The sequence below is a fragment of the Pontiella desulfatans genome (assembly GCF_900890425.1).
GTDB classification, from domain to species: domain Bacteria; phylum Verrucomicrobiota; class Kiritimatiellia; order Kiritimatiellales; family Pontiellaceae; genus Pontiella; species Pontiella desulfatans.
The window spans coordinates 23,341-45,695 of the sequence record NZ_CAAHFG010000001.1; the positions used below are offsets into that span (position 1 = coordinate 23,341).

Genomic DNA, 22,355 nt, shown 5'->3' on the forward strand with positions numbered 1-22,355 from the left:
TATGGATATGCAGGCTACAGTCGGCAATGTTCAGCATACCTATGCGGCGGGGTACACCTATGCCTATCAATCAACAGCGGCGGCTGCACTTTCCTCTCATGCAACCAATCAGGTGGTTTATCTAACGGCTAATGGCAGTTTGGTGAGCGGCTCCCGGATTGCAGGGCCTAACAATACGGGCGCCTATGGTTCGGCCGACACCAGCGCGATTTTCGGCTCATACGCCGTCACCAATGGCGATCCCATCATCGGCCAGTCCATAGGCATGCGCCTGAGCAGCGAGGGAATACAAAGCCGGTTTCGTGAAGATGGTGAGAGCTGGGTAAAAACTCGCCTGACGAATCATGCAAATGATTTTGGTGCTGGCAGGGTAATTTTCAGTATGTCCTTTCAGACAAATAGCTTGAGTTCTCTCGTCGGCGTCGATCATGTGTTGGATATGGTCTTTTCCCAAACCGGAGGCGAATTTGGGTTTGAGGACAATGTACCTTATTTTTGTATTGAGAATGACACGGCATGGAAGGATTCCTTTTCCATTGCTTCGGAAGACGACTGTTTTCGTGCGGGAACAAAGTATGTGATCAGTTTCCGGGCCAAGAAGGCAATCAACGGCGATCCGACTCAAAATATGGTTACAGCTTCTGTGGGCAGTTATGCAACCAATCTGGTCATTGGTCCTGCTCATGATGTCTACCGGTTGGAGGTTGATTCGGATGAGGCGGGAATCGCAACTAAAGCGATTACCGTCGGCTTCGTCGCAGAGTCGGTGACGGAGGGCGGAGTTAATCAGTATCGTTTTTATGATCTTGATATATCTGCCAAGTACCCCGATGTTGAGCGATGGTTTGAGGACAATAATCTAGCAGCAAACGGCGGTGTTCCTCCGGACTTTGAATCGCGCTTTTATGAGCCAGCGCTTTCTGCGTGGACCAACTCGCTGGCGACCATGGATGTCTATTACCTCCGCTATGCGACCTATCGTGACTGGCTAAAAACCAATGCCGTTTTAAAAGCCAGAATGGCTGAGGTTTTCAACGAGTATGGGATTAAAGTGGCGCTGGATGATACCAGGGCCACTTGGGCACATGCTCTGAATAACTATGAGACACCAAGCTATCAGGCGTCAATCAATGTGCTTCAGGATCTGACAGATTATGGGTGGAGCCTGTGTGCAGTGGGGTTGCAAAGTGTGTTGTCCAAACCCTGGTCGGGCGGTGATTATGCTATGAGCTGGCGTATTCTGGATATTGTGGAATACATCATGCAGGTTAAGCCCCATTTCCCCGATCTGGAATACGGCGTAATCGATGCACTGCCTGTAAAAGGACTGGAGTACAAAAGCCATTATACGGATCTGAAAAATGCGGTAGAGGCGGAGGGATACACGCTCGACTTTATTCACCAGGATTTTCCTGTGGATTATGCCCTTGAGAATAAAAATGGCGTTACCTTCCAAACGATGGTTGAGGTGGAGCGGTTTGTGCGAAACGAAATCGGATGCCGTCCGGGCCTCTTCCTGACCAGCTCTGACGGGGGGAAGGCGAGTGATGAGGCGTTCCGGTCTGATGTTGTTGAGGGTCTGGATGCTTATCTGGCTGCTGGAGGGGGGGCTCGGCATGCTTGCCTGTCGGCCTGGTTTCCGTACCCTGTATACAGTACTCCGGATGAAGTGGATTCGTCGGTCAATACCAATGGAGCAACCATGTTGGGGACCTTCCTGCTGGCCGATGGGATAATCGATGACTATGAAAGTGTACAGGGGCTTCCGCTTTCCGACGGTTTTGAAACCGGCTTTGGCAACTGGGTCAGTGCAGATACCAACCAGGTGTTCATTGTGAACAGGACGGCCTCTGAAGGCAGCCATTCAGTGCTCATCAGTGATGACAAAGCCGGGTCCATGCTGACGCTTGCGCAACCCATTGATGCATCGGCGTATGCTACCCTTTCGATCGGTTTTGATTTCATGCCTTTGTCGATGGAGGGGGCGGATGAAGCCTATCTTGAGTATTATAACGGGTTGGAATGGGAGATTGTCGGAGCCTTTGGCCCGTCCTTACGGCATGTTAATAAACAGTGGTATGCGACGAATATTGCAGTTGATGCTGCAAGCTACCCGATGCCGCAGGATGCCTGCTTCAGGTTCCGGCAGGCGGGGACAGGGATTGCCGACTTCATCTACTATGATGCGATCACGGTCGAGGGAAACTAGCATGGCGCGTCGTTCCTCATAACGGGCAGGAGAAGCCGCGGGCGAAGCGCTCGCGGCTTCTTACTGCTTCGGTAGTATGTCGGGTTCCTGCTCCCAGAGCGTTTTGAGGTGCACACTGCGGAATTTACGCGCAAGCGAATGTTCCGCAAGGGAAATTCCTCCGAGTCAATTTTTTTACCCGTGACACGGGATGTCTCAGGTTTGCAATTCCATATGAATGTATTGATTTATTGCGCATGTGTCCCACTTGTTGGGCGGAATGTCCCATTTGTGTCTTGGGCTTATGAGAGACAAAGTGGGACAAATAGGTTGACAGGATGATTTTTCATAGTACCGTGAGCTTATCGATCGGTATTCTTTGAGGTATGACAAAAGGTGAAACGGAGAGGAAAGAATCATGAAAAAGTGGATCACAACAATTGTTGCTATTGGATTGGCTTGTGGAATTCAGGCCGGAACGCTGATTACTTCGGATGGGGCATGGAGCAGTACCAGTATTAACGCCACATCAAACGGCGGAATGCAGACGAACTATATTAATGGCGGAGCATTCGGCACAACGCTTGGCAAGGATTGGTATCGATCCAATGCAGATGCTGAGACTACCAACACCATGTACATGTCTGCCGTGTCCGGAAATCCCGATCTTACCTACCAGGCGGGAAAGACCTACATCTACCAGATTCAGGGCTATGCCGCGATTGAGAGTCACTCCAACACGCAGAATGTCATGCTGATCGCCGGCAGTGATACAAACGGCATCGCCGGAACACTGGTGAGCGGGCTGAATAATACCGGTGTGTATGGCATTAACGACCAGGTGGCGATTTCGGGGTCCTACACCGTCGAGGTGGGCGATCCAATTATCGGTCAGCCGATCGGGATGAAGTTGTTCAGCAGCGGTATCCAGACCCGCTGGTACAGCGACGGAAGTTCGTTCATTTCCAGCGTACTGGCCGACCATATTTCGACAGGCACATTGTTCAGCACGGAATTTGAACTGGATGGAGCAGGCGAACTGATTACCACGGCAAACCCGATTGAAATGGAAGTTGTTGTAGGTAATGAATTGATTATTACCAACGCCGTAGACAGCTATTTCCGCATGAATATCACCGCGGAGGGAGCCAAAAATAATTTCAAACTGGATGCTCAGGCGGATTCGTTCCGGGCATCGACCCTTTATACCTTAAGCTTCCGAGGGCAGAAAGCCATTAACGGTGACGCCGCACAAAACGAAGTGGACATCATTCTGGGGGGAACCTACACCAATACGCTCGCTATCAGCACCACAACCACACCGTATTCAATGGTCATCAATCCGGATGAAATCGGCCTGGTTGGGGATGATCTGAGCATCGAATTTGTTCCGGCCGGTGCGGCAACGGCGGTTAACCAGTACCGGGTCTTCAATGTTGACTTTTCGGCGGAAGCTCCGCCGCCGGTTCACACCGGGCTGCTCTACCAGACTTCCTTCGAAACCAATGCCGTCGGAGTCATTGCTGTCAACAATATCGATTTGGAAGTCGTGGACGGATTCGATTTAATCAAGGAGGCGGCCGATAATTATGTTTCGATGAATCTGAATGGTTCTGCTCGCAATGATTTTCAGCTGGCCGCCGCTGCGGATACCTTCCGCGAACTGACGACCTATACCTTCAGCTTTGCCGCGAACAAGACGATTAGCAACGATGCAACCCAGAACGAGCTGGGCTTAATCCTGGGCGGAGTCTACACCCAGACTGTGGTGGTCAGCAGTTCCTCGAAGCTGCCGTTTTCTTTCGATGTGAACGCGGAAGACCTCGGCTTCGAGGGTCAACCCTTCAGCATTGAAATCGAGCCGCTGGGAACGACTTCGGCGGTCAATCAATACAGGGTGTATAATCTGGAAATCACGGCAGTCGATATTCCCGCCGACCTGACGACCAACGGAACACCGCATCCATGGCTGGACGACTATTATCCGGGGCTGGAGACGGACGAGGAATATGAAGCGCAGGACATTTCCGATACCGATGGCGACGGCTTCCGGGCCTGGCAGGAATACCAGCTCGGAACCGATCCCACCAATGCGCTATCGCTGCTGACCATCACCGAGGCTGCTCCGGCGGTGGGCGGTGAGTTCGTCGTGACCTGGCAGTCGGCCGCCGGCAAGAGCTACAACATCCTGACCAATGTAAACCTCACTGTTGGCAACTGGGGCACGGCAGCCACGGCTGTACCTTCCGCCGGCGCTGAAACCTCGTACACCACCACCGTGGGCAGTGCAGTGAATTTCTTCCAAGTGGAGTTAGACTAAAACTTATGGTGAAACGACGAGAAAAGGAGATAAAAAAATGAAAAAGAATAAGGCTATACTGGCAGTAGCGTTTGCATTGGTTTGCGGCGCTCATGCGGCGTTGATCGGAGAGTGGAGCTTCGATGGCCAGAATATGTACAATGCAGCAGAAACCCCCGCCACGACTCATCGTGGGATATACCGCTATCATAACGGGACAGCAATGGTAAATTCTGAAACCGGGGTTTTCAGCACGGATACACGTTTGGGTGAGGGATATTCGCTCGATCTGAGTGCAGCTAAAGCGCATATGTATATCCATGACTCAACAACGTATCTGCCCACGACCACATTCACCTACTCGGTGTTTGTCAAGGTGGACGGCTGGCAGGATGGTACCTGGGATACAATCTTATCCAAGCAGAGTGGAGGCTCAGCAGGTTTTGCCCTGAGACACACTTCGAATCTGGACTATACGGGCGTGGACCTTATTGGAGAAACAACCAATATCCGGGATGTTACGGATCAGGTGAACGTTGCGGATAATGGCTGGCACCATCTGGCGTTTACGTATGACGGAACCACGGCGAAATATTATATCGATGGCGTTCTCAGGAGGTCTCTTGCGAGTGATTTCACTCCGGACACAGGCAGTTTTCTAGTCCTGGGGGCTCAGGATACGGCCGGTAATGAGCAGTTTGGCGGGTTGGTGGATGATCTCTCGGTTTATGACACCGCGCTTACTGCGGAGGAGATTGCTGCCATCGCAATTCCCGAGCCGGCCACGCTGGGCATGGTCTTATCTTTCAGCGTGGCGATCGTCGCAATTCGCAGAAGGCTGATCATGTAAGGACTTTTTGTCGAGAACCGCAGGCCCGATGAAAATGACATGTGTTTCATCGGGCTTTTTATCGAGTGGCGCAACAAGATTATGAAATTGGTACATTTTATATCCGCGGTTTACAGTTTCCTGCTGTCGTTTGCAGGTGGGGTGCAGGCGGCGGTGCTTGTAAGCTCTGACGGAGCTTGGAGTACCAATGAACTCATTACAATCTCCAAAGGGGGCTTACAATCCAACTCGAATTCAGGGGGAACCTTCGGCTCCTGGGGAGGGGCTTCGTTCAATGCAAATGCCGAGTCGCATTACTTGGATATGGAAACTACGGTTTCAAATATTCAACACATCTACACGCCTGGATATACCTACAGCTATAAGGCCTCGGCCGCAGCCGCGCTGGCCAACATGATGACGAATCAGGTGGTGTATCTGCTGGCTGATGGAGCTCCGGTTTCGGCAAGCCGGGTTGCCGGAAAAAACTATCTGGGTACGTTCGGGTCTGACAACCGTAATTCGGTCTATGGGTATTATTCGGCTGAGGCCGGAGATCCACTAATCGGTCAGACCGTCGGCATGCGGTTGACCAGTGAGGGCATTCAGTCGCGCTTTCGGGCAGACGGGGATTCCTCTCTTCGCGTTTTGCTGACCAGTCATGCCGGTTTTGACGACTACACTGTTTTGCCGCAATCTTCTACACATGCAATCGCCGGCCTGCTGTTTGAAACAGAATTTGAGATGGATGCGGGCGGACTGGTCGCCAGTGAGAATGTCATCGGGCTGACGACGGATGATGGGAGTTTGATCGTCACCAATGCTACGGACAGCTATTTTCGCATGAACCTAAACGATACGGGAGGGCGAAACGCCTTCAAACTGAATAGTGATTCCGACACATTTCAGGAGTTGACGATCTATCGCCTGGATTTTCGGGCTTTTAAGTCGATTGATGCCGACCCCTCTCAGAATGAAGTACATGTTGTTCTTGGTGGCAGCTATACGAATACCATCAACATCGGCACATCCGAGAGCTCCTACTCGACGGTGGTCGATTCCGACGAGACGGGGCTTGCTGGCAGCGATCTTCGTGTTGAGTTTGTCCCTGCGGGTACGGGAACTGTTTCCGGGATTAACCAATATCGGGTCATGGATCTTTCCATATCCGCAGATTCAACAACCGTTGATTCCGGGTTGCTCTATTACACCGCTTTCGAAACGAACGGTGCGGGTTTGGTTGAGACGGATTATGTGCTGGATATGATCTTTTCCGGGGACGGGACATTCGGGCTGGAAGATGGTGTAAACTGCTATGTCCTGCCTGCGACTGCCGGTAGTGCAGCATCCTGCTCGGTTGTCTCGGCCGATGATACATTCCGACAGGGAACAACGTATGAAGTTTCATTCCAGGCCCGCAGCCTGGTCCGTGAGAATCCATCACTGTTGACTGTTTCAGCAGGTTCGTTCACCACGAATATCGTAGTAGGTCGGGGATATGTCGATTGTACGCTCCTGGTTGATGCGGATGCGGTCGGCATCAGCGGCGAGCCGCTGAGCATTGAACTGGTGCCGGAGTTGAGTCCCGTCTCCAACGAATATCGTATCAAAAACCTGAAACTTGCTGCGGTTTCTCAGGCCATCGGATGCTGGTTTGAAGACAGTAACCTGGGCACGAACGGAGGAATCCCACCGGACTTTGAATCGCGTTTTTATGAACCTCAGCTTTCGACGTGGACGAATGCGTTGGAAACCATGGAGGTCTATTACCTCCGCTATGCCACCTATCGCGATCATCTGGCGGACAATGTGGAGCTGAAGACCCGAATGGCTGAGGTGTTCAATGCATACGGTATCAAGGTGGCGCTGGACGACACGGAGCCGACGTGGGGGCATGCCAAGTATAATTACAATACACCGAACTATCAAAATTCGATCAATGCGCTTCAGGATCTGGAGAATCATGGATGGAACCTCTGTGCGGTGGGGATGCAGAGTGTCCTGTCCAAGCCGTGGTCAGGTGGTGACTATGCTATGAGCTGGCGCATTCTGGATGTCGTGGAATATATCAAACAGGTGAAGCCCCATTTCCCCGATCTCGAATACGGAGTCATCGATGCACTGCCTGTCAAAGGCCTGGAGTATAAGAGCCATTATGCGGATTTGAAAAATGCGGTAGAGGCGGAGGGATACACGCTCGACTTTTTTGAGCAGGATTTCCCCATCGATAAGGTGCTTACGGGGGAGCGTACCCATGAAGAGATGATTGATGCGGAGCGTTTCGCCCGCCATGCGCTCGGGTGCAAATCAGGTCTGTTTCTGACGAGTTCCAGGGGCGGGAATGACAGCGATGAGCTGTGGCGTTCCGATGTGATTTCCGGGCTGGATCAACATATTTTCAACGGCGCGGCTCCCGAGCGCATTACCCTGGCCGCGTGGTATCCTCATCCGGTCTATACGGCTCCCGATGAGACGGATCCCCTCCTGAATCCCAACGGATCCACCATGCTGGGCACGTTGATCCTGATGGAAGAGAAGGTGCGTGAAACCGGTTTTACTGCTTTGCCGGATTCTTCATTGATTACCGTTAAATCGGACAACCCGCAGGTCGATTTTTATATCAATTCATCTGAAGTATTAATTCAGTGGGACTCACTGACCGGGCGCGAATATAATCTATACAGTACGACCAATCTTCTGGAAGGATTCCTGTTGATGAAGGGCGGGATGAGCTATCCTCAGGGCAGTTTTTCTGACTCATCGATATCAACGAATAAGAACAGGTTTTATAAACTGGACAGTAATGAGCAGGTGCCTCTGTGAGTAAAAAATGGTTCACCCTCGGGATACTTATTTCGGTGGCACTGGTTGGAAAGGTCTCGGCAACGAAGCCGCCAAGGCCAAATATTATTTTCGTTTTGGCGGATGATCTGGGCTATATGGACCTGGTGTCCTATGCGGCGCGGGTCAAGGGGGTGGATCGGGAAGGGTGTTATTATGAAACGCCGAACCTCGACCGGTTGGCGGATCAGGCGGTGGTGTTTACGCAGGCGTATGCCTGCCCGCTCTGTTCGCCGACACGCTCCAGCCTGATTACTGGGAAATATGCCGCGAGCCAGGGCTTTATGACCGCTACGCCCGGCGGCTATAAAACGTATTATAACCAGGGGATGGAGACGCCGGACGGTTTCTACGATCAGGACGGACTGGAAAACAAAACCGATCGTTCTCAATGGCCACTGACGCAGGGCATCTCGAATATTGCTTTGCCGTCCGGAGAAACCACGATTGCTGAAGCGCTGGCCGGCTACAACTCGGCCTTTATCGGCAAATGGCATCTGGGCGGGCATGGCTCCGAAGGGTTTTCGCCGTCCGACCAGGGCTTTGAAGCGCTGGCCTGGTTTGATTCCGGCGGCTCGGAGTATTTTAACTGGCGCGACCGCTGGAACGGGAAAAAGAAAGAGCATCCCAATATGGCGCAGGCGGAACTGCAGCAGGGCAATGCTGGTGGGGAAACCGGTGAGGACTATCTCACCGATGACCTCACCGTACAGGCCTGCCGCTATATCGAACGGCAGGCGAAATCGGATAAGCCGTTCTTTCTCTATTTCTGCCAGTTCGCGGTGCATACCCCGTTCGGCGCCAAGCCGGAGGACATCAAACACTTCGCCCAAAAGAAGACGCGCGGATGGAACGGGCACGCCAACCCGACCTATGCCGCGATGCTGAAAAGTATGGACGACTCCATCGGAGCGCTGATCCAGACCCTTGAAAAAACCGGGCAGGCGGATAACACGGTGATCGTCTTCATGTCCGACAACGGCGGTATTGTGCATCCCGACGAAAACGGAAAACCCGCCGTCAGCAACAACGCACCGCTCAAAGGTGAAAAGGCGCTGCTCTATGAAGGCGGCATCCGCGTTCCGTTAATGATCTGGTATCCGAAGTCGGTGAAACCCGCCCTGTGCGACGTGCCGGTCGACTGCAACGATCTCTACCCAACCTTACTCGAAATGGGCGGTGAGCCGCCGGCATCCGGCGACGGCGAGTCACTCGTTCCTTTGTTAATCAATCCAAAGAATATTTCGCAGAAATATTCTCGCGACACCTTTTTCTGGCACTATCCCTTTTATGTGTCGGTCGGCCTGAAGAAGGGCGTCCTGACCGGACCGCGCTCCGCCATCCGTAAGGGCGACTGGAAACTGATCCTCAATTGGGAAGGCGGGTTGGAGCTTTACAATATCCGCACCGATCTTTCGGAAGCCTCCGAGCTGTCTGCCAAAGAACCCGAGCGTACTCAGGCGATGTTCAAGGAGCTGGCCGGCTGGCTAAACGAAACGGTTGAGACGCGCTATATCCCAAGAACCAACAGCCGATTTGATCCGCAGCACGCCGAGGCGCGACCCTTTAAAAATATCTTTGAACAACAGAATATGAGCCGGCCGATTGGCCGTATTTCGAGAGTGGAGAAATGATGAAGAAGTGGATTACAGGATTATTGATTGCTGCATCACTTGCAGCGCATGGCGCCAAACAGCCGAATATTATTATAATTTTGACGGATGATCACGGCTACGCGGATCTGGGTGCAAACGGAATTGTTGACGATGTCAAAACGCCGCATCTGGACCAGCTGGCGGCCGGCGGCGCGCGTATGACGAGCGGTTATGTGACGGCACCGCAGTGCACCCCGTCGCGGGCGGGTATCATGACGGCCCGCTATCAGCAGCGCTTCGGGGTGGATTCAAATGAATATGTTCCGATCCCCGCCGATGAACCCACCATCGCCGAGCGCCTGCGTGATGCGGGATATACCACGGGTATCGTCGGCAAGTGGCATCTGACGCCGCATCATCTGGCAAAGACCTGGATGAAGGACCATTATCCGGAAGGCCTGGAAAAAGAGGGCGCGTTCGCCATTCCTTTCGAAAAATGCCTGCCGCATTCGCCGATCGAAAAGGGGTTCGATGAATATTTCTGGGCACCGATGACGGCCTATCAGTGCAACTTTGATTTGGAGGGGAACGATATTCCCAACGCGCCGAAGCGAATTATAAACAAAGATTTCCGGGTCGATGTGCAGACCGATGCCGCGATGGCGTTTCTGAAGCGCAGGGAGAAGGATGATAACCCGTTTTTCCTCTATCTCGCCTATTACGCGCCGCATGTTCCGCTGGAGGCGCCGGGCAACTATCTGGACCGGTTTCCCGGCGAAATGACCGAGCGTCGCCGGCACGGGCTGGCGATGATTTCCGCGGTAGACGATGGCGTGGGGCGGATTATGGACTATCTCAAGAAGGAAAACCTGGAAGAAGATACGATGGTATTCTACCTCGCGGACAACGGGGCTCCCTACAAAATTACGAAACCCGATACGCCGATCACGGGTAAGTCGGGCCCCGAGTGGACCGGTTCCCTGAACGATCCCTGGATCGGTGAAAAGGGCATGCTTTCCGATGCAGGCATCCATGTTCCGTATATTGTTTCCTGGCCGGGAACCATTTCGCCGGTGGTTTACGAACAGCCGGTCCTGTCGCTCGATATGGGGGCAACCGCACTCGCGGCGGCAGGCGTTAAAACCAACCCCGGCGCGATCGACGGGGTTGACCTGCTTCCTTTCCTTTTAAACGCAAAAAAAGGCGCGCCGCATGATGCTCTGTACTGGCGCTTCTGGGGGCAATCTGCCATCCGCGAAGGAAAGTGGAAGCTGCTCTCGCTGGGGAACGGGGTCCAGATGCTCTTCGACATGGAAAGCGATCAGCATGAGCATAAAAACGTAATCGCTGAATACCCGGAATTGGCCGAACGCCTCGAGAAAAAACTGAGCGTCTGGCGCGATGAGATGCAGCGGCCGGGCTTCCCGGATGCCTACGGCCGCGAACGCCCGTGGTACAACCATTACTTTGGAGTTAAATAGGTGGAGAAAACGGTTCCAATAAAGGTGCGTGCGGCGTGGGGGCTTGGCGGATGGGCGGATAATTTTATCTTCCAGGTGCTGATTATCCTCGCGCTGCCCATCTACAATATTGAGCTGGGAATTGATCCGGTCTGGGTCGGCGCGGCGCTGATGGTTCCTCGTCTATTCGACGCGATCACCGATCCGCTGATGGGTAATATTTCCGACAACACACGCAGTAAATGGGGGCGTCGCCGTCCATGGATATTTATCGGTGCATTGGTGTCGGCGATTCTGCTGCCGCTGCTCTGGATGCCGCCGTTTTCCGACAAGGTCGCGGTCATTATTTATTTCGGTATCATCAGCACGATCTACGCGCTGACCTATACGATGTTTGTGGTGCCGTATACTGCACTCGGTTTTGAGCTGACCGAGGACTATGACGAGCGCACGAAGGTGATGAGCTGGCGCATGTATATCGGCCTGATTGCCGGGCTGTGCATTCCGAATCTCTATGTCTGGTGCCAGAACGATCTGTTCGGTGGCGATATTCTGACCGGCGCGCGCTGGGTCACTGCGCTGGTTGGTCTTTCGGTGCTGATCACCGGCTGCCTGCCTGCACTGCTGTGCCGTGAAAAGGTGGCCGAGAAACCGCAGCCGAAAATAAAACTCGGCAAGGCGATTCTTGAAACGGTCAAGGACAAGCCCTTTCGGCTGCTGCTGAGCGGATACATTATCATTATCACCGGACTGCTTACATCAGCTGCAGTCGCGTTGTATGTGAACATCTACCATGTCTTCGGCGGCGACAAGAAGCTGGCGGCTGAGGTGTCGGCACTCGGTGGAATGGCCGGGGTGCTGGCGGCTTATATCGGAGTTCGTCTTGCAGGCTGGATATCAGCGAAAACCGGTAAGCGCGAAACCATGATCGGCGGTTTCGGCCTGGCGCTGCTATCCGTCGGCAGTATGGTTTTTACCATGCGCCCGGGCTTCGAAGTAACCGAAGTGTTCGGCTTTAAGTTTCATCCACAGATTATCTCGTTTTTCTTCTATGGTATGGGGCAGCAGGCCTGCTGGCTGATGATCGACTCCATGACCGCCGACGTGTGCGACGAGGATGAACTGCGAACCGGCCTCCGCCGAGAAGGCATGTTCGGAGCCGTCAAAAGTCTGGCGCTGAAAGCCGGCGTGGCACTGACCGGCCTGACCGGCGGACTGGTGATTAAGCTGGCCGGTGCCGGCTATGCCGCACAGGGAGTGTCTCCCGAGGTGGCTCAGATACTGAAAACCCTGTTTGTTTCCATTCAGACCATCGGCCTGGTTGCCGGAATTCTGGTCTTTATTTTTTATCCTATCTCCCGCGCGAAATCCGAAGAGACTCGCCGAATCCTAAATGAGAGGAAAGCATAATGAAAAACTGGATTTATCTGATCAGTGTTATTGTGGCTGCCGGATGTAATGCATCCACCAATGAGGGGTCTGTTTTGGTGCTGAATACGCATACGCTGTCATCTGAGGATGGCTGGGAATATATCGACAACGGGACATTGAAGATCGGAGTGGACCGTTCTCGCGGTGCGTGCATCGGTTTTTTCGGTGAGAGCCAAACGGGTCGCAACCTGCTCAACCATTTTGATGAGGGACGGTTTATACAGCAGTCTTATTATGGCCAGGCGGATGGTTCGGACTGGAACGGAAAACCCTGGGTCTATAACCCAATCCAGGGCGGAAGTTGGCTGCGTGTGCCCGCCAAGGTCCATGAATTCAATAAAGCAGAAGATGAGCTTTATGCCAAAATTGAGCCTCGCCACTGGGCCAGCGGAGTGCTGTGTCCGGAGATGGTAATGCAACAAACGATTACGCTGGATGGCGATGTGGCAAAAATTTCTTTCAGCATGAAGTATGACGGCCCGGATCAGGGTGAACCAAGGCACCAGGAACTGCCGGCAGTTTTTATCGACGGGGCGTTACCGAATTTTTATTACACTAAAAACGGAACGCTTACCAATGAAGCGCCGCGAATCCTCGCTGAAAACGGGAAAGAGGGTGTTGACGGTTTAGGCCTCGGCGAATCGACTTCGGAATGGGTGGCCTATCTGGATGATACCAACTGGGGTATCGGAATATTCACGCCCGGAACCACTGATTTCACGGTCTACCGAGCGCTGGGCGACGGCACCACCGGGGAAAAGGGATCGGCCTGCTCGTATGTGGCTCCATTGCGCACATTCGCTCTCACGAAGGGATTAGAGGTGGAATACGATGTCTATCTTACGATCGGTACCCTGAAAGAAATTACGCGCCGATTTAGCGCCCTGAAATTGAATAGTCATTTGTATTGATGAATATATGATAATGTTTACAGTAAGGGACATTAAGGAGTTTTTTTGTGCAGATAGATAATTTTTTAAATCCCAGTGCGGAGTGGCGCGGTAAGCCGTTCTGGAGCTGGAACGGCAAACTCGAAAAAGACGAGCTGCTGCGTCAGATTGATGTCATAAAAGAGATGGGCATGGGCGGTTTTTTTATGCATTCCCGCACCGGCCTCGAAACTGAATACCTCGGCGAAGAATGGTTTGAACTGATCAATACTTGTGCCGACTATGCCGAATCGATCGGCCTCGAAGCGTGGCTCTACGATGAAGATCGCTGGCCGTCCGGCCTCGCCGGCGGGATCGTTTCGCAATACCCCGAGTTCCGGCAGAAGGCGATTCTGCTGGAGATTGATCCGCAAGGCGAGGGCGAAAACGTCATTGCCGAATTCACTTGTGAGCTGGATGGGGTAGTTTGCAGGAATGTTGTAGACGTTTCAGGCGGCGTTGCGGTGGAGCAGGGCAGGCGGGACGCCTGCGGTACAGGTTTCGGAGGCAGGCGGGACGCCTGCGATACGATAGCAGGCGGGACGCCTGTGGTACAGCAGCGGTCGTTGCTCCGCTTCTCCATTGTAGAACAGGGGAAGAGCGGTTTCTATAACGGATACACCTACATCGACACCATGAACCGGGAGGCCACGGAAGCGTTCCTGAAATCAACCCATGAAAAATATGCAGGGAAATGCGGCGACCGGTTAGGCAAATCAATCAAAGGGGTTTTTACGGATGAACCGCATCGCGGTGCGCTGATGGATGGGTTTTCCATGTACCGGGATGACGGCGCATTTTGTGCGCCCTACACGCCGGCACTATTCGATGAATTTGAAAAGCGTTTCGGCTATGATCTGCGCCCGAAACTTCCTGAGCTCTTTCTGCAGATGGATGGAAATCGGATCTCTCCGGTGAAGTGGCACTATGTGGAACTGCTCCAGCAACTGTTTCTGGAAAACTTTGCGATTCCGTGTAACGAATGGTGCGAAGAGCACAACCTGATTCTGACCGGCCACGTTCTGCACGAAGATAATCTGACCGCGCAGACGGCGATGTCCGGCTCGGTGATGCGTTACTATGAGCATATGACGGCACCCGGAGTCGATGTATTGAGCGAGGGAAACCGTAATTACTGGATTGTAAAGCAGCTGACATCCGCCGCGCGCCAGACCGGAAAAAAACAACTGCTCTCCGAGCTCTATGGCTGCACCGGCTGGCAGATGCCGTTTTCCGGACACAAGGAAGTGGGCGACTGGCAGGCCCTGCTCGGCATTAATCTGCGCTGCCACCATCTTTCGTGGTACACGATGCAGGGCGAGGCCAAGCGCGACTATCCCGCCAGCATTCTCCACCAGTCGGCCTGGCACAGGGAATACAAACACGTGGAAGACTACTTTGCCCGCTTCGGCCTGATGATGACGCAGGGCGAGGCGGTCTGCGACGTGCTCGTGGTCAACCCCGTCGAAAGCCTCTGGGCGCAGGTGCATCTCGGCTGGTCGAGGGGGCTCGGCCTGCAGGATGAACATCTCCAGACCTTGGAACGCAACTACCAGCAGCTCTTTACCTGGCTGCTCGAAAGCCAGGTCGATTTTGATTACGGCGACGAGGAAATGCTTGTACGGCTGGGATCGGTGGATGATGGATTACTACGGCTGGGCTGCTCCTGCTATAAAACCGTGCTGGTTTCCGGCATGGACACGATCCGTTCTTCGACGTTGAAACTGTTAGAAAAATTTATTGAGGCGGGGGGGCAAGTGGTTTTTGCGGGTTCGCCGCCGGCAAATGTTGACGCGGTTGATGACGACTCCGCGATCAAATTTGCAGAAGGCACAACTTTTGTTCCTTTTGAAAAAGAGAGGATTCTTGAGGTTGTTCCGCAACCGCTGGCTACCGTCGATGCTCCCGATATTTTCGGGCAACTCCGGAAATCGGATGAGGGTTTAATCTTTGCCGCGCTGAATGTGAATCGCGATGAGCGGCGCGAGGGCGCAACGGTTAAAATTAAAACGGAACATGCCATCGAGGAATGGAACTGCGAAACCGGCGAGCGGATGCCGGTGCAGACGGAAAGTTCCAATGGTTGGAAAACGTTTACGGTGGATTTCCCCGTGGGCGGGCAGAAGCTTTGGGTGGCCGGGGACAGGAATGTCCCCGCTCCGTTAATAGAAAAGGAGCGGGGACATTCCTGCCCCCGTGCGTTGGATGGGCCGTTCGGCTACACCTTATCCGAACCCAACATTTGCGTGCTTGATTTTGCCGAATACAAATTCGATGGCGGCAACTGGCAGTCTGCAACGGAAGTGCTGAAAATCGACCAGCAAATTCGCGATGCGCAGGGAATCATGCGCCGCGGCGGCGAAATGCTGCAACCGTGGTTTGTGGCGCAGCACCCGGTCAAGGCGTTGTGCGATGTCGAACTGCGCTTTGCTTTCGAGATCGGAACGATGCCCGAATGGATCGATCTGGTGATGGAGGAACCCGAAAACTTCCGGGTCGAAATCAACGGAGAGCCGCTGGATCTTTCCGCGTCCGGGCGGTGGGTCGATATGGCGTTCCACCGCGTACGTCTTCCGACCGATCTTCCAAGGTCAGGAAAAAACCAAATCGTGCTTAAGACCCGCTACACCGAAAACAGCAACATCGAGGCGATCTATCTGCTCGGGGAATTCGGCGTGGAGTTTGAAGGGGCTGCGCGGAAAATCGTTCCAATGGTTGAAACGGTGGCGGTCGGCGATCTATGCGCGCAGGGCTTCCCGTTCTATTCCGGTGCCATCACCTATCATGTTCCAGTCCCCGGAAACGCAACCCGGCTCAAACTTCCTACCATCGGGGCGGCGTGCGCCAAGGTTAATGGACAGGTGCTCGGCTGGGATCCGTTCGAGGCCGATGTTTCCGGGGGCGGCGGGACGGTCGACGTGGAACTGGTGCTGACGCGCCGCAACACCTTTGGCCCGCTGCACGACTGCGTTCAGGGGCGCATGCACAACGGCCCCGACCATTGGCTGACCGAGGGCGCCGATTTTTCCGAGGCCTGCATGCTTATTCCATCCGGCCTTCTGGAATCTCCGCGCATGGCTTGAGATCCAGTCCGTTTCAGGGTTGTGCCCGGTGTTGCCGGAATTGGCGCGGGGTGCAACCGAACTGCTTTTTAAAGGCGGTGGCAAAATATTGGCTGGAGGAAAAGCCGCAGTCGAAGGCGATGGCGGTTATGCTTTGATCGGTCTTCAGCCGTTCCGCCGCGGCTTCCAGCCGGAGCTGGTTGAGGAACAGCTGGGGCGTCTGGTTCGTGATCTGTTTGCAGTAATGCACAAAACGGGTCACCCCCAGGCCGCAGCTCTCGGCCATGGAATCGAGAGTCCATTCGTCGGCATAGCTGGCTTCGAGGGACGATAGGAACAGCTTCACGCTCCGTTGCGCATCCGTCAGCGACTTGGTGCGCGAAACCTTTTGCTCCCGGAAAAGGTCAAGCAGGTGAAGCAGCAGCTCGTTGGCATACACGGCAAGGCGCGAGGCACTTTTATGTTCCCGGATCGTCTTCCCGATCTGCCTGAAGCAGTCCTGGATCTCATCGGAGGCATTCCATACCGGCTGTTCGTTCTCGCGGAGGCACGCCGTCAGTTCCGCAAGGTCTTCGGGCAGGATCACCAGCCAGTCGGGCCAGACCCACTCCTGATGCGGTTGCCGAACGCCGACATCGATGATGATCCAGTGCAGCCGCCCGATTCCAATGTTGGGCGCTCCGAGCCGATCGACTACATCCAACGCTTCGGCTCCCGCATCCAGCATGTGCACTGGAAGGATATGCCCGAAGAGTGGATCGAAAAACGCGGCAAGGAATTCGGCTGCGGTATGGCGACGATTCCGTTGGGCGATGGCGTGATTGACATACCCGCTATTGTAGATGAATTGAAATCCGTCGGCTTCGATGGCGCCACCACGCTGGAGATCGCCGGCGAGGAAAATGTGAAGACCTCCATCGAGCGCCTGCGCGGATGGATGGGATAAGGAGAACAAACCATGAAAACAACCCGTCAACATTTCCTGAAAACCTCCGCGCTGCTTGGCGCGGCGGTTGGCTTCCCGTCCATCATCCCTTCCTCCGTACTGGGGCAGAACGGCAGCGTTTCGCCGAGCAATCGTGTGGCGATCGGCGTCGTGGGGTGCGGTGGGCGGGCGAACGCCTGCTGGGAATACAAGAACTATGACAAGTCGGAGATCATCGCGACGTGCGACCCCAACACCGAGCGCCGCGTTAAGCGCGCCCGGGAGTGGGGCGCAAAAGAGCACTACAACGACTTCCGCGACATGATTGCCCGCGACGACATCGACGCGGTGCACGTTGTGACCGGCGACTACTGGCACGTGCCGATCTCCATCGCCGCGGCAAAGGCCGGGAAGGATGTCTATTGCGAAAAGCCGCTGGGTCTGAGCATCGGGCAGAACCTTGCCTCGCGCCAGATCGTCAACACATACAACCGCGTCTTCCAGTATGGCACGCAACAGCGTTCCCAGCAGCATCTGCGCATGGGCATCGACCTCGTGCTGAACGGTCATATTGGAGATGTGAAAGAGGTCTTTGTGTGGGCCCCGCAGGGGGGGAGCGGCGGTTCCCTCGCCGCCGAACCCGTGCCCGAGGGCTTCGACATGAACCTGTGGCTCGGGCCTGCACCCGAGGCGCCGTTCTCCACGGATCGTTGCCTGAAGAGTACCGGTGCCTGGTTTGTCTATGATTACGCGATCGGCTTCATTGCGGGCTGGGGGGCGCATCCGGTCGACCAGTTGCAGTGGTGGGCGGACGAGGAAGGCTTGGGCATTCCGGTGGAGTATGAAACCACGGGGAAAATCCCGGTGGACGGGCTTTTCAACACCGTTTCCCATTGGGATATGCAAGCCACCTACGCCAACGGAACCCGGCTTTGGTTCACGGATGCCCAAACCGCGAAAACCAAGCAGCAGGCACCTGATATTGCGCAGCTCGAAAAGTTCGGCAACTGCACGCAGTTTGTGGGGGACAAGGGCTGGGTCGCCGTATCCCGCGCGGGCATGATGGCTTCAACGGAGGAGCTCCGGCGCAAAGCGAAGGATCCGGGGCCGCGCCGTTTGGCACCGAGCTCCGGAGGTCATCTGGCCGACTTCGTCAACAGCGTTCTGGCGCGCAAGCAGCCGGTTGCCCCGCTCGAATCGGCCATCCTGTCCGACACCATCTGCCACCTCGGCGACATCGGCATCCGCACCGGCGAAACGCTCCAATGGGATCCGGAAAAGGAAACCGTTGTGGGAAGCGATGCTGCGGTGAAGATGATGCACCGCCCCATGCGTGCACCGTTCGATCAACTGATGGCCTGATGATGAAGAAACGGATGCTCCTCATCCTGCTGGTCTCCGCCCCGGCCTTCGCCGGGCTGGAGCTCCGGCAGGGAGCCGGTTCCATCGCCGCCTGGCTCGACGGCAAGGCGCTGTGGACATATAACTGCGACCCGGCGGACGGGAAGCCCTGGTTTCACCCGCTCGCTTCGACCGAAGGAACCGTGTTCACGGATCTGCGCCCGGAGGATCATCCCTGGCATCGCGGCGTCTGGTTTTCCTGGAAGTTCATCAACGGCGTGAACTATTGGGAGGAGGAGCGCGAAACCCATGCTTCCGCCGGCGAAACCCGTATCCGGAAGGTTGCGGGAACAATCAAGGACCAGACCGCGCGGATCAACCTCGAAATCGAATACGCGCCGGCCGGAACCGAAGCGCCGGTCATGCGCGAAAACCGGTTGGTCGTGGTTGCTGCGCCCGATGAAACCGGCACCTATTCCATCGACTGGTCTTCCACCTTCCAGGCGTTGGAAAAAACGGTGGTGCTCGATCGCACGCCGATCCCGGGCCAGCCGGGCGGGAAAAGCTGGGGCGGTTATGCCGGCTGGTCGGTCCGCATGAACGCCGCCATGAAGGGCGGCACCTTCCTCGATAGCGAAGGGCGGGAAAGCGCCCACCGCGCGGCCGCCGCCTGGACGCTCTTCAACGCGCCGGAGGGCGGTAGCCTGCTGTTCATGGATCATCCCGACAACTTCGGCCATCCCTCGAAGTGGTACATCGCGCCCGGCATGCCTTTCTTCGGCCCCGCCGTCATTCATGATGCGCCGCAGGCACTCCAGGCCGGGGAAACACGGACGCTGAACTACCGGCTCGTCGTTTTGCCAGGCATCGGAACCCGGGAGGCCGCTTCCAGGCTTTGGAAAAAATGGACCCGCAAAAACGTGGTCATCCTGACCGGTGCCAACAACCACGACTGGCAAGCCACCACCCCCGCGCTCAAAGCCATTCTGGAAGAGTCCGGCAACTTTAACGTCGATGTCGTCACCCATCCGGAACAGCTGAGCCCGGAGGTTCTGGCCGGCTACGATGTTTTGCTCAGCAACTGGAATGCCTTCGGCAAAAACCAACCAGCCCCCTGGTCCGGGGAACTGAAGAAAGCCTATGTCGATTTCGTGCGCAAGGGTGGGGGACATGTGGCCGTCCATGCCGGCTCTTCTTCGTTCTACGATTGGGACGACTACCACGCCATCTGCCTGGCCACCTGGAAAGGCGGTACGGGGCATCGGAAGCCTCACGGGTTCGACGTTCGGTTTTTGGAATCCGGCCACCCGGTTTCCCTTGGATTGGAAAACTTTGAAACCAGCGACGAGCTCTGGTTCAAGCCCTTCGTTCATCCGGATGCCACCGTCATTGCGGAGTCCTTTTCGCAGCATACCGGCAACTGGGAGCCGACCGCCCTGACCGGCCAATTCGGCGAGGGCCGTTGTTTTACCCTGCTGCTCGGACACAGCGCAGCTGCCATGGAAAACCGTGGTTTCCGGAAATTGCTCGTTGCCGGGGTGCGGTGGGCGGCCGACGATGCCACGGACTGACCCGAACGGGCTATGGGGTTGTGCAATCTTTTTGGCTGGATCGTGCTGTAATATGTCTGGATCGTGAAGGTTGAGTTGCGCCTCCCTGCGTATCATATTACGTTTGTTAGGGTAGCCTTGGGGGAGACGATATGGATTTAAGAATGGCTGCATGGATCGTGCTGGCGATGGCCTGCACGTGTGCGCATGGGGCACCCACGCATTTGGTGGACGAACCCGCGGTGGAGATCCGCAAGACCGGGGCCGGGCTTTACCTGGTTGACTTCGGACGGGTGGCCTTTGGCAACCTCCGGTTGACGCCGCCGGGCTCCGGCGGGGAACTCACGGTGCATTTCGGCGAGGCGTTCACCGATGGGCGGATCGACCGCAAGCCACCCGGCACGGTCCGGTACAACAAAACGACCGTCACGCTGGAAGGCACCGCTCCGGTTGTCGTTGCGCCTCCGGCGGATAAGCGCAACACCAAGCTGGTAAGCCCCATGCATCCGCCCGCCATTCTCACGCCCGAGGAATGGGGCGTGGTGATGCCGTTCCGCTGGGTCGAGATCGAGGGCTGGAAGGGCGAGCTGAAGCCGGAGCATATCGTGCGGCAGTCCGCCTATGCATCCACGTGGGACGATGACGCGGCTTCTTTCGAGTCTTCCGACGAAATGCTCAACCGCATCTGGGAGCTCTGCCGCTACTCCATCAAGGCCACCACCTTCGCCGGCCTCTATGTGGACGGCGACCGCGAGCGCATTCCCTACGAAGCCGACGCCTACCTGAACCAGCTCAGCCACTACTATACGGATTCCGATAAACAGATGGCGCGCGATACCTTCGACCACCTGATGGCCCATTCCACCTGGCCGACCGAGTGGGCACCGCACATGGTTTTCATGGCCTATGCCGACTGGATGCATACGGCAGACGCCGACTGGCTGAAGCCGCGCTACGACGCGCTCAAAACCAAAACCCTGATGGAACGGCGGGGGCCGGATGGACTGGTGGCCAGCGATGCCATGGACATCAAAAAGAACGACATCGTTGATTGGCCGGCCAAGGAGCGCGATGGCTACGTCCGCACCGGCACCAACACCGTGGTCAACGCGTTCCATATCCGGGCGGTTGAGATGATGGCCGAGATGGCCGGTGCGATTGGTAAGGAAAAGGAAGCCTCGGAGTTCAAGGCGTTGGCGCAGGCGTCGCTTGCCGCGATGCAAAAGACGCTGTTCGATTCCGATAAGGGATTGTATCGCGATGGTGTTGGAACCGACCACATGGCATTGCATGCCAACCTGTTTCCGTTGGCGTTCGGCCTGGCTCCGGAACCGGTGCGCGAGCCGATGGCCGACTGGCTCGCCGGGCGCGGGATGAAGTGCTCGGTCTATGCCGCGCAATATTTGATGGAAGCGCTGTTCGAAAACGGGGCGGACCGGCAGGCCATCGAACTCATCACCGCGAAGCACGACCGCAGTTGGCGGCATATGGTCGAAAGCGGAACGACCATCACTTGGGAAGCCTGGGATCAAAAATACAAGCCGAACCAGGATTGGAACCACGCCTGGGGCGCGGCCCCCGCCAACCTGCTGCCGCGCTATGTGCTCGGCGTCGAGCCTTTGACACCCGGTTGGAAAACCGCGCGGATCCGGCCCTGCATCGGAGGGCTCGGTTTTGCCAAGGGCAAGGTGCCGACGCCGCTCGGGGGCATTGAAGTGGAATGGAAGCAAACCGCTCAGGGGTTTGCGCTCAAGGTGTCGCTTCCCGAGGGGATGGGGGCGCAGGTGGAACTGCCGGACTTCGGCCGCGTGTATCGCAATGGCAAGCCCGAGAGGGCGAGGCGCGTCGGCGACCGGTTGCGGGTGGAGCTTGAAGGAACCGCGGTTTTTGAAGTTAGGAAATGAT

General features: G+C 55.5%; 14 protein-coding genes. 13 read left to right on the plus strand and 1 reads right to left on the minus strand.

Going from position 1 to position 22,355, the window contains the following annotated elements; genetic code table 11:
* The first annotated feature begins 1 nt into the window (after position 1).
* The 9 genes from E9954_RS00085 to E9954_RS33410 all read left to right on the plus strand — a co-directional run bounded on the left by E9954_RS00085 (position 2) and on the right by E9954_RS33410 (position 16,655).
* The gene (locus tag E9954_RS00085) at positions 2-2,209 is read left to right on the plus strand and encodes a hypothetical protein (RefSeq protein ID WP_136077226.1); all 2,208 of its coding nucleotides are present in this window, start codon (positions 2-4) and stop codon (positions 2,207-2,209) included.
* Positions 2,210-2,606: 397 nt separating this feature from the next.
* Positions 2,607-4,508, plus strand: coding sequence for a thrombospondin type 3 repeat-containing protein (locus tag E9954_RS00090; RefSeq protein ID WP_136077227.1), 1,902 nt, complete (start codon positions 2,607-2,609; stop codon positions 4,506-4,508).
* 37 nt (positions 4,509-4,545) lie between these two features.
* Positions 4,546-5,337, plus strand: coding sequence for a LamG domain-containing protein (locus tag E9954_RS00095; RefSeq protein WP_136077228.1), 792 nt, complete (start codon positions 4,546-4,548; stop codon positions 5,335-5,337).
* Positions 5,338-5,418: 81 nt separating this feature from the next.
* On the plus strand, positions 5,419-8,139 hold the full coding sequence (locus tag E9954_RS00100) for a hypothetical protein (protein ID WP_136077229.1): 2,721 nt from the start codon (positions 5,419-5,421) through the stop codon (positions 8,137-8,139).
* Positions 8,136-9,791 carry a sulfatase gene (locus E9954_RS00105; protein WP_136077230.1) on the plus strand — a complete coding sequence of 552 codons (1,656 nt, stop codon included), beginning with the start codon at positions 8,136-8,138 and terminating at the stop codon, positions 9,789-9,791. Before E9954_RS00100 ends, E9954_RS00105 begins: the two co-directional genes overlap by 4 nt.
* On the plus strand, positions 9,788-11,233 hold the full coding sequence (locus E9954_RS00110; protein WP_136077231.1) for a sulfatase family protein: 1,446 nt from the start codon (positions 9,788-9,790) through the stop codon (positions 11,231-11,233). Before E9954_RS00105 ends, E9954_RS00110 begins: the two co-directional genes overlap by 4 nt.
* Entirely contained in the window at positions 11,234-12,622 is a 1,389-nt protein-coding gene (locus E9954_RS00115; RefSeq protein WP_136077232.1) for an MFS transporter, read from the plus strand.
* Entirely contained in the window at positions 12,622-13,554 is a 933-nt protein-coding gene (locus E9954_RS00120) for a hypothetical protein (RefSeq protein ID WP_136077233.1), read from the plus strand. The genes E9954_RS00115 and E9954_RS00120 overlap by 1 nt, the downstream gene beginning before the upstream one ends.
* A gap of 47 nt (positions 13,555-13,601) precedes the next feature.
* Positions 13,602-16,655, plus strand: a complete 3,054-nt coding sequence (locus E9954_RS33410) for a glycosyl hydrolase (RefSeq protein ID WP_136077234.1) — start codon at positions 13,602-13,604, stop codon at positions 16,653-16,655.
* A 13-nt stretch (positions 16,656-16,668) separates the two neighbouring features.
* On the opposite strand, the gene E9954_RS00130 is transcribed toward E9954_RS33410, so the two are convergent.
* Positions 16,669-17,361, minus strand: a complete 693-nt coding sequence (locus tag E9954_RS00130) for a helix-turn-helix transcriptional regulator (RefSeq protein WP_136077235.1) — start codon at positions 17,359-17,361, stop codon at positions 16,669-16,671.
* A gap of 15 nt (positions 17,362-17,376) precedes the next feature.
* On the opposite strand from E9954_RS00130, the gene E9954_RS33580 reads away from it, so the two are divergent.
* The 4 genes from E9954_RS33580 to E9954_RS00150 all read left to right on the plus strand — a co-directional run bounded on the left by E9954_RS33580 (position 17,377) and on the right by E9954_RS00150 (position 22,354).
* Entirely contained in the window at positions 17,377-17,580 is a 204-nt protein-coding gene (locus E9954_RS33580; protein WP_136077236.1) for a hypothetical protein, read from the plus strand.
* A 12-nt stretch (positions 17,581-17,592) separates the two neighbouring features.
* Complete coding sequence (locus E9954_RS00140; protein WP_136077237.1) at positions 17,593-18,921, plus strand: Gfo/Idh/MocA family protein; 1,329 nt, start codon at positions 17,593-17,595, stop codon at positions 18,919-18,921.
* Positions 18,921-20,471, plus strand: coding sequence for a DUF6807 family protein (locus E9954_RS00145; protein WP_168441858.1), 1,551 nt, complete (start codon positions 18,921-18,923; stop codon positions 20,469-20,471). Before E9954_RS00140 ends, E9954_RS00145 begins: the two co-directional genes overlap by 1 nt.
* A gap of 143 nt (positions 20,472-20,614) precedes the next feature.
* The gene (locus tag E9954_RS00150) at positions 20,615-22,354 is read left to right on the plus strand and encodes a family 78 glycoside hydrolase catalytic domain (protein ID WP_222846983.1); all 1,740 of its coding nucleotides are present in this window, start codon (positions 20,615-20,617) and stop codon (positions 22,352-22,354) included.
* Position 22,355: the final 1 nt, after the last annotated feature.